General features: G+C 71.2%; 7 protein-coding genes. 3 read left to right on the forward strand and 4 right to left on the reverse strand.

Annotation, left to right across the window (positions count from 1 at the left end):
• Positions 1-30 precede the first annotated feature (30 nt).
• Together FE633_RS28105 and FE633_RS28110 are read left to right on the forward strand one after the other, a co-directional pair.
• Positions 31-1,680: an AMP-binding protein gene (locus FE633_RS28105; RefSeq protein ID WP_138047990.1), complete on the forward strand. Its 1,650-nt coding sequence runs from the start codon at positions 31-33 to the stop codon at positions 1,678-1,680.
• A gap of 15 nt (positions 1,681-1,695) precedes the next feature.
• On the forward strand, positions 1,696-2,523 hold the full coding sequence (locus FE633_RS28110; protein ID WP_138047976.1) for a PaaX family transcriptional regulator: 828 nt from the start codon (positions 1,696-1,698) through the stop codon (positions 2,521-2,523).
• A gap of 2 nt (positions 2,524-2,525) precedes the next feature.
• Here the strand turns inward: FE633_RS28110 and FE633_RS28115 are convergent, their stop codons facing one another.
• Both FE633_RS28115 and FE633_RS28120 read right to left on the reverse strand, forming a co-directional pair.
• Positions 2,526-4,817, reverse strand: coding sequence for a bifunctional salicylyl-CoA 5-hydroxylase/oxidoreductase (locus FE633_RS28115; protein WP_246113860.1), 2,292 nt, complete (start codon positions 4,815-4,817; stop codon positions 2,526-2,528).
• 2 nt (positions 4,818-4,819) lie between these two features.
• On the reverse strand, positions 4,820-5,647 hold the full coding sequence (locus FE633_RS28120; RefSeq protein ID WP_138047978.1) for an enoyl-CoA hydratase family protein: 828 nt from the start codon (positions 5,645-5,647) through the stop codon (positions 4,820-4,822).
• Between the two features lie 305 nt (positions 5,648-5,952).
• On the opposite strand from FE633_RS28120, the gene FE633_RS28125 reads away from it, so the two are divergent.
• Positions 5,953-6,411 carry an ATP-binding protein gene (locus FE633_RS28125; RefSeq protein WP_138047979.1) on the forward strand — a complete coding sequence of 153 codons (459 nt, stop codon included), beginning with the start codon at positions 5,953-5,955 and terminating at the stop codon, positions 6,409-6,411.
• Positions 6,412-6,464: 53 nt separating this feature from the next.
• Here the strand turns inward: FE633_RS28125 and argF are convergent, their stop codons facing one another.
• Both argF and FE633_RS28135 read right to left on the reverse strand, forming a co-directional pair.
• Positions 6,465-7,478, reverse strand: coding sequence for an ornithine carbamoyltransferase (argF, locus tag FE633_RS28130; protein ID WP_138047980.1), 1,014 nt, complete (start codon positions 7,476-7,478; stop codon positions 6,465-6,467).
• A gap of 77 nt (positions 7,479-7,555) precedes the next feature.
• On the reverse strand, positions 7,556-8,782 hold the full coding sequence (locus tag FE633_RS28135) for an arginine deiminase (RefSeq protein ID WP_171060150.1): 1,227 nt from the start codon (positions 8,780-8,782) through the stop codon (positions 7,556-7,558).
• Between the last annotated feature and the right edge of the window lie 175 nt (positions 8,783-8,957).

Genomic DNA, 8,957 nt, shown 5'->3' on the forward strand with positions numbered 1-8,957 from the left:
GAGCCCACCACGACGAGGGGGCGACCCGCCATGGACCACACGGACCCCAGGGACACGACAGAGGCCGCCCGCACCCCCGGCGCCCACGTGGACACCTTCGCGCGCGACCACCTCCCACCTCCCGACCAGTGGCCCGAGCTCCGCTTCGAGCTCCCCGAGCTGCGCTACCCCGAACGGCTGAACTGCGCCGTCGAGCTCCTCGACCACGCCGCCCCGGAACGCCCGGTCTTCCGTACGGCCTCCGGTGACGTCTGGACGTACGGCGAACTGCGCGCCCGCGTCGACGGGATCGCGCATGTCCTGACCTCCGGCCTCGGTGTGGTGCCCGGCAACCGCGTCCTGCTGCGCGGGCCCACGACGCCATGGCTCGCCGCGTGCTGGCTGGCCGTCCTGAAGGCGGGCGCGGTCGCCGTCACCGTCCTCGCCCAGCAGCGCCCCCACGAGCTGGCCACTATGTGCGAGATCGCGCGGGCCGGGCACGCGCTGTGCGACATCCGGGCCGTGGACGACCTCGCGAAGGCGGAGATCCCCGGGCTGCGGATCACGACGTACGGCGGGGACGCCCCCGACGACCTGCTGAACCGGATGCGCCGCGACGCCCCCGACGAGCCGTACACCGCCGTGGACACCGCGGCCGACGAGGTGGCGCTGATCGCGTTCACGTCGGGAACGACCGGGCGCCCCAAGGGGTGTCTGCACTTCCATCGCGATGTGCTGGCGATCGCGGACACCTTCTCGGCCCATGTCCTGCGGCCCCACGCCGACGACGTCTTCGCGGGCAGTCCCCCGTTGGGCTTCACCTTCGGACTCGGCGGTCTGGTGGTCTTCCCGATGCGCGCGGGAGCCAGCGCGCTGCTGCTCGAACAGGCCGGCCCCAGGCAACTGCTGCCCGCGATCGCCGATCACCGTGTGTCGGTGCTGTTCACCGCGCCGACCGCGTACCGCGCGATGCTGGACGAGCTGGACACGTACGACACCTCCTCACTGCGGCGTTGCGTGTCCGCGGGCGAGAACCTGCCCGCCGCCACCTGGCAGGCCTGGCACGAGCGCACCGGCCTGCGCATCATCAACGGCATCGGTGCCACCGAACTGCTGCACATCTTCATCTCCGCGGCCGACGAGAACATCCGCCCGGGGACGACGGGAGTTCCCGTACCCGGGTGGCACGCGCGCGTGCAGGACGAGAACGGCCTCCCGGTGCCCGACGGCGAACCCGGACTGCTCGCCGTGCGCGGCCCGGTCGGCTGCCGCTATCTCGCCGACCCGCGCCAGTCGGAGTACGTACGCGGCGGCTGGAACATCACCGGTGACACGTATGTGCGCGACGCCGACGGCTACTTCCGCTATGTCGCACGCGCGGACGACATGATCATTTCCGCCGGGTACAACGTCGCGGGCCCGGAAGTCGAGGACGCGCTCCTGCGTCACCCGGACGTGGTCGAGACGGCGGTCGTCGGCCTGCCCGACGAGGCGCGTGGCCAGGTCGTGGTGGCGTACGCCGTGCTGCGGCCCGGAGCGCACCGGGACCCCGAGGCGCTGCGTGCCTTCGTCAAGTCCGAGCTGGCGCCGTACAAGTGCCCGCGCGAGGTCGTCTTCCTGGACGCGCTGCCGCGTACGGCGACGGGGAAGCTGCAGCGCTTCAGGCTGCGTGCGGGCGTCGGCCGAGGTGATCCCGCGTGATGCCGACGAACTAGAATGATCAACGTGTCCGAGCAGCACACTCCCCGGTCCCTCATCGTCACCTTCTACGGCGCGTACGGCCGCTTCGCGGCCGGCCCCGTGCCGGTCGCCGAGCTGATCCGGCTGCTGGCCGCGGTCGGCGTGGACGCGCCCTCCGTGCGCTCGTCGGTGTCCCGGCTCAAACGCCGCGGGCTGCTCCTGCCGGCGCGTACGGCGACGGGCGCGGCCGGCTACGTACTGTCGCCGGACGCGCGGCAGCTGCTCGACGACGGCGACCGCCGGGTCTACTCGACGGCTCCCCCGGAGGACGACAGCTGGGTGCTCGCCGTGTTCTCCGTGCCGGAGTCCGAACGGCAGAAGCGGCATGTGCTGCGCTCCCGTCTGGCGGGCCTCGGTTTCGGAAGCGCCGCCCCCGGAGTGTGGCTCGCCCCGGCCCGTCTCTACGAAGAGACCCGCCATACGTTGGAACGGCTGCGTCTCGACGCGTATGTGGAGCTGTTCCGCGGCGAGCACCTGGGCTTCACGGCGACGGCCGAGGCGGTCGCCCGCTGGTGGGACCTGGCCGCGATCGCCAAGCAGCACGAGGCGTTCCTGGACCGCCACGCGCGCGTGCTGCACGACTGGGAGGCACGGACGGACACTCCTCCGGAGGAGGCGTACCGCGACTACCTGCTCGCCCTGGACTCCTGGCGCCACCTCCCGTACGCCGATCCCGGGCTGCCTCCCGCACTGCTGCCGCGGGACTGGCCGGGGGCCCGTTCGGCGGCCGTCTTCCGGGCGCTGCACGAGCGCCTGCGGGACGCCGGAGCGGTGTTCTCCGGTGTGGATCACGCACTGCGCTGACCTCAACTCCCCAGTGTGAGCCGGGGCTTCGGAGCGTCCGTGCGTCCCGTCCGCGGGGGCCGGCTGCCCGCCCGATAGGGCGCGGGCCAGTCGACGCCCGGACCCGTGTACCCCTGCTCGGCCGCCGCGTGCAGCGTCCAATGGGGGTCGTACAGGTGAGGGCGGGCGAGGGCGCACAGGTCCGTACGGCCCGCCAGGATGAGTGAGTTGACGTCGTCCCAGGAGGAGATCGCGCCGACCGCGATCACCGGGATGCCGGTCTCGTTGCGGATCCGGTCGGCGTACGGCGTCTGGTACGAGCGCCCGTACTCCGGCCGCTCGTCCGCCACCACCTGCCCCGTCGACACATCGATCGCGTCGGCACCGTGCGCGGCGAAGGCCCGGGCGGCGAAGACGGCGTCGTCGGCCGTGGTGCCGCCCTCGGCCCAGTCGGTGGCGGAGATCCGTACGGTCATCGGCCGGTTCTCGGGCCATACGGCGCGTACGGCGTCGAAGACTTCGAGCGGGAAGCGGAGCCGGTTCTCCAGGGGCCCGCCGTAGGCGTCCGTACGGCGGTTGGTCAGGGGTGAGAGGAAGCCGGAGAGCAGGTAACCGTGCGCGCAGTGCAGTTCGAGCAGATCGAAGCCGCAGTGGGCGGCCCGCCGGGCGGCTGCCGTGAACTGGTCCCGGATCTCGGCCAGTTGGGTTCGGGTGAGTTCGTGCGGCGTCTGGTTCTCCGGCCTGTACGGGACGGGGGACGCGGCCACCAGCGGCCAGTTGCCCTCCTCCAGCGGCTCGTCGATGCCCTCCCACATCAGCTTGGTGGAGCCCTTTCGGCCGGAGTGGCCGAGCTGCACGCCCAGGGCGGTGCCGGGTGAACGTGTGTGCACGAAGTCGGTGACGCGCCGCCAGGCATCGGCCTGTTCGGCGGTGTAGAGCCCGGCGCAGCCCGGTGTGATCCGGCCCGCCGCGCTCACGCACACCATCTCGGTCATCACCAGACCGGCGCCGCCGAGCGCCCGCGCGCCCAGGTGGACGAGATGGAAGTCGCCGGGTACGCCGTCCACGGCCGAGTACATGTCCATCGGCGAGACCACGACCCGGTTGCGCAGGGTCAGGTCGCGCAGCCGGAAGGGCGTGAACATCGGAGGCGTCCCGGGCGGGCAGCCGAACTCGCGCTCCACGCTCTCGGTGAAGTGCGGGTCGCGCAGCCGGAGGTTGTCGTGGGTGACCCGGCGGCTGCGGGTGAGCAGGTTGAAGGCGAACTGGCGGGCGGGCTGGTCGAGATAGAGGCCCAGGTTCTCGAACCACTCCAGGCTGGCGCGCGCCGCCCGCTGCGTGGACGCGACGACGGGGCGCCGCTCCTCCTCGTACGCGGCGAGGGCTTCGCCGAGACCCGGCTGCTCCTGAAGGCAGGCGGCGAGCGCCAGGGCGTCCTCGACGGCGAGCTTCGTCCCGGAGCCGATGGAGAAGTGCGCGGTGTGCGCGGCGTCGCCGAGCAGCACCACGTTCCCGTGCGACCAGCGTTCGTTGACGACGGTGCGGAAGGTGGTCCACGCGGACTTGTTGGACGCGGACCGGTTGGACCTGAGCGCCCGTCCGCCGAGCGCGTCGGCGAAGAGCTTGGCGCACCGCTCGACGGACTCCTGCTCATCGAGCTCCGCGAAGCCCGCCGCCTCCCACACGTCCTCGCGCATCTCGACGATGACGGTGGAGGAGTCGGCCGCGTACGGGTATCCGTGGAGCTGCATCACCCCGTGCTCGGTGCGCGCGATCTCGAAGCGGAAGGCGTCGAAGGCGAAGTCGGCGGCGAGCCAGATGTAGCGGCACCGGTGGCCGGCCACCTGCGGCTTGAACACCTGGGCGTACGCCTCACGGGTGGTGCTGTGCACCCCGTCCGCCGCGATGACGAGGTCGTACGCCCGCGAAAGGCGGTCCACGTCCGGCGCCCGCGTGCGGAAGCGCAGCTCGACGCCGAGCGAGCGGCACCGCTCGTGCAGGATCTCCAGGAGCCTGCGCCGGCCGAGGGCGGCGAAGCCATGGCCGCCGGAGGTGTGGCGGACGCCCCGGTGCACGATGTCGATGTCGTCCCAGCGCACGAACTCGTCGCGCAGCGCCGCGTACACGACCGGGTCGGCGTGCTCGATGCCGCCGAGTGTCTCGTCGGAGAGGACGACGCCGAAGCCGAAGGTGTCGTCGGGTGCGTTGCGCTCCCAGACCGTGATCTCGCGGGCGGGGTCGAGGCGCTTGAGGAGGGCGGCGGCGTAGAGGCCGCCGGGGCCGCCGCCGATCACCGCGACCCGCGTCGCTCGCATGGTCACCGCCCCCGCCATTTCGGCGGCCGCTTCTCCGTGAACGCCGCGTGGAACTCCGCGTAGTCCTCACCGTTCATGAGCAGGGCCTGGGTCGAGGCGTCCAGCTCCACCGAGGCGGCGAGCGGCATGTCCAGCTCGGCGGTGAGCAGGGCTTTCGTCTGCGCGTACGCGAGTGCCGGACCCTCGGCCAGGCGGCGGGCCAGCGCCTGGGCGGCCTCGTCCACGCGGCCCTCGTCGGTGAGCTCGCTGATCAGCCCGATCCGCTCGGCCTCGGGTGCCCGCACCGGCTCGCCGAGCATCAGCAGCCGGGTCGCGTGGCCGAGCCCGACGACGCGGGGCAGCAGATAGGCGGCGCCCATGTCGCCGCCGGAGAGTCCGACGCGGGTGAAGAGGAAGGAGAAGCGGGCGCTCGGGTCGGCCACCCGGAAGTCGGCCGCGAGAGCGAGGACCGCGCCCGCCCCGGCCGCCACCCCGTGCACCGCCGCGACCACCGGGAAGGGGCATTCGCGTACGGCCCGTACGACCTGCCCGGTCATCCGGTTGAAGTCGAGCAACTGGGACGTGTCCATCGACAGCGTGGCCCCGATGATCTCGTCGACGTCACCACCGGAGCAGAAGCCGCGCCCCTCGCCGGCCAGCACCAGGGCGCGTACGGACTTCTCGCGGGACAGCTCGGCGAGCAGGTCGCGCAGGTCGGCGTAGGCGCCGAAGGTGAGCGCGTTCAGTTTCTCGGGGCGGGCCAGGGTGACCGTGGCGACTCCGTCGGCGACTTCGCAGCGCAGATGCTGCCAGTCGGGCGTGCGGGTCGTGGAGCCGGTGAAGGGACTCATGAGGTGCGGCCTCCTCGGGCGGGGGCGGCGGGCTGCGCTGTCCCATGAAGTTATCACTCATCTGTGACTGTCGTCATGAGTGCGCGATACAGCCGCGCGGATCCGTGACCGTGAACGGACCCCGCGGTCACGGAGTCACGGGTCCGCGATAGAGCCGTAACAGTGGGAGGCCGGGGTCGGGTCGGGTCGTTCACCTGGGTACATACGCAGTCCGGTAGTTCGAAGTCCCGAAAAAACACCCGGTGCACGACCCTGCCCGGTAGCGCCGTACGATCCCTATTGTTGAAAGCAGGACAACCTGCTCCATGAACGGACCCGCCTTGCACGAGCCCCCTGCCCCAGCCTCCTGGCGCATCGCCCTGCCGCACTCCGCCGCGGCCGTGCCCGTCGCCCGCGCACTGGTCCGTACCGCACTGGCCGAGATCGGCCATGCCGCCGACAGCGACACGGCGGAGCTGCTCACCGCCGAGCTGGTGGCCAACGCCGTGGAGCACACCAGGAGCGACGCGCCCATAGAGCTCGTCGTGGAGCTGCTGCCGAGCGGCTGCAAGGTCGAGGTCCACGACCCGGACCCGACGCCACCCGGCAATCTCACCCGCCCCGTCCCGGACGACCCGGACCCCTGGCAGGAGCACGGGCGCGGCCTGCTGCTGATCCGCGCCCTCAGCTCGTCCTGCGGCCATCACCGCACGAAGTCCGGCAAGGCGGTCTGGTTCAGACTGCCGGTGGTGCCGCAGCAGCGCAGACCGATGGAACCGACGTAGGGGTCGGGCGAGGATCGTAGAGGTCGGGCGAGGGTCGTAGGGATCGGGCGAGGTCAGGGGCGGGCGAGTGTCGCCACGAGGACCGCCTTGATCGTGTGCAGCCGGTTCTCCGCCTCGTCGAAGACGACCGAGTGCGCCGACTCGAAGACCTCGTCCGTGACCTCCAGCGAGTCCAGGCCATGCCGCTCATGGATCTCGCGGCCCACCTTGGTGCCCAGGTCATGGAAGGCGGGCAGACAGTGCAGGAACTTGACGTCCGCGTTGCCGGTGGCGCGCAGTACGTCCATCGTCACCGCGTACGGGCCGAGGGCGGCGATGCGCTCGTCCCACACCTCCTTGGGCTCACCCATGGAGACCCAGACATCGGTGGCGACGAAGTCGGCACCCGCGACCCCTTCGGCGACGTCTTCGGTGAGCGTGACGCGCGCCCCGCTGCGCACGGCGAGCTCGCGCGCCCGCGTCACGATCTCCTCGGCGGGCCAGTACGCCTTCGGCGCGACGACACGTACGTCCATGCCGAGCAGCGCGCCGGTGACCAGGTAGGAGTTGCCCATGTTGAAGCGGGCGTCGCCCAGGTAGGAGAAGGTGACCCCGCCCAGCGGCTTGGCGGTGTACTCGGTCATCGTGAGCACGTCGGCGAGCATCTGTGTGGGGTGCCAGTCGTCGGTCAGACCGTTGTAGACGGGCACGCCCGCGTGGGCGGCCAGTTCCTCGACGCCCGCCTGACTGTCTCCCCGGTACTGGATCGCGTCGTACATCCGGCCGAGCACACGCGCGGTGTCCTTCACGGACTCCTTGTGGCCTATCTGTGAGCCGCTCGGGTCGAGATACGTGGTCGACGCGCCCTGGTCCGCGGCCGCCACCTCGAACGCGCAGCGCGTGCGCGTCGAGGTCTTCTCGAAGATCAGCGCGATGTTCCGCCCTCGCAGACGGGGGGTCTCCGTCCCGGCCTTCTTCGCCGCCTTCAGCTCGGCGGCGAGCTCGATCAGGCCGCGGAACTCGCCTTCCGTGAAGTCCAGCTCCTTCAGGAAGTGACGGCCTGCGAGGGCGTTCGCGACTGTCGCCATGGGGGCGCTCCAGGGTTGCGTAAACAGGGGACGCTTGGAACTCTATACGATCGTCCACATTTCTATACAGCCTCAGTTCAGCGGACCGGATCCCGCTGGACCGGACAGCTCATACAGCGCGGCCCGCCCCGGCCCCGCCCCAGTTCGCTGCCCGGGATCTCGATCACTTCGATGCCCTGCTTGCGCAGGTGCGTGTTCGTGGTCGCGTTCCGCTCGTACGCGACGACGACGCCCGGCTCGACCGCGAGGACGTTGCAGCCGTCGTCCCACTGCTCGCGCTCGGCCGCGTGCACGTCCTGCGTGGCGGTCAGCACACGGATCTCGCTCAGCCCGAGCGCCGCGGCGATCGCTCTGTGCATATGCTCCGGCGGATGGTCGGTGACCTTCAGTTCCTTGTCGCCCACGCCCGGTTCGATGGTGTACGAGCGGAGCATGCCGAGTCCGGCGTACTGCGTGAAGATGTCGCCGTCGACCATCGTCATCACCGTGTCGAGGTGCATCAGGGCCCGCCGCTTGGGCATGTCGAGCGCCACGATCGTCGTCGCCGAACCGGCGGCGAACAGCTTGTGGGCGAGCATCTCCACGGCCTGCGGGGTGGTGCGCTCGCTCATGCCGATCAGTACCGCGCCGTTGCCGATGACGAGGACGTCGCCGCCCTCGATGGTGGAGGGGTAGTCCGCCTGCCCCTCGGACCAGACATGGAAGTCCTCGTCCCGGAACAGCGGGTGGTGCCGGTAGATGGCCTCGAAATGCACGGTCTCGCGCTGCCGCGCCGGCCAGCGCATGGCGTTGATGGAGACCCCGTCGTAGATCCAGGCGGAGGTGTCCCGGGTGAAGAGGTGATTGGGCAGCGGCCGGAGGAGGAAGTCGTCGAGGTCCATGACGTGGAAGCGCACGGACATCGGCTCCGGGTGTTCGTCCAGGAACTCCCGCTTGGTCATCCCGCCGACCAGGGCCTCGGCCAGCTCCCCCGCCGCCATGGCCTCGAAGGCGTCCCGGAGGTGGTCCGTGGCGAGCGGCCCGTACTCCTTCTCGTCGAAGACCCGGTCCAGTACGAGGTTCCTCGCCGCCGGGACCGCCAGGGCCTCGGCCAGCAGGTCGCCGAAGAGGTGGACGGTGACCCCGCGGTCGCGCAGCACGTCCGCGAATCCGTCGTGTTCCGCGCGCGCCCGGCGCACCCACAGGACGTCGTCGAAGAGGAGGGCGTCCTTGTTGCTGGGGGTGAGCCTTTTGAGCTCAAGATCCGGCCGGTGCAGGATGACGCGGCGCAGCCGCCCGGCCTCGGAGTCGACATGGAATCCCATGTCTCCATCCTGACCACCCGGACGCGTGTTCACCCACCGTTCGACACGAAGCCGCGGCGGACGTGGCGGGCGCGAGAGCCACCTCGGCGGTCGTCCGCCGCGGCGGCCCGGCCCGGTGCCGTCCGCCGGGCCGCTGTCGCGGCGGCGGTCGCGGTCACGAGCCGGGCGTCCCCCC

The organism is Streptomyces montanus, from assembly GCF_005786655.1.
GTDB lineage: Bacteria > Actinomycetota > Actinomycetes > Streptomycetales > Streptomycetaceae > Streptomyces > Streptomyces sporangiiformans.

Excerpts from the sequence above, each read along its gene's own strand:
- argF (WP_138047980.1), bottom strand. The coding sequence starts at position 7,478 with ATGGCGACAGTCGCGAACGCCCTCGCAGGCCGTCACTTCCTGAAGGAG.
- FE633_RS28115 (WP_246113860.1), bottom strand. The coding sequence starts at position 4,817 with ATGCGAGCGACGCGGGTCGCGGTGATCGGCGGCGGCCCCGGCGGCCTC.
- FE633_RS28110 (WP_138047976.1), top strand. The coding sequence starts at position 1,696 with ATGATCAACGTGTCCGAGCAGCACACTCCCCGGTCCCTCATCGTCACC.
- FE633_RS28135 (WP_171060150.1), bottom strand. The coding sequence starts at position 8,782 with ATGGGATTCCATGTCGACTCCGAGGCCGGGCGGCTGCGCCGCGTCATC.
- FE633_RS28125 (WP_138047979.1), top strand. The coding sequence starts at position 5,953 with ATGAACGGACCCGCCTTGCACGAGCCCCCTGCCCCAGCCTCCTGGCGC.
- FE633_RS28105 (WP_138047990.1), top strand. The coding sequence starts at position 31 with ATGGACCACACGGACCCCAGGGACACGACAGAGGCCGCCCGCACCCCC.
- FE633_RS28120 (WP_138047978.1), bottom strand. The coding sequence starts at position 5,647 with ATGAGTCCCTTCACCGGCTCCACGACCCGCACGCCCGACTGGCAGCAT.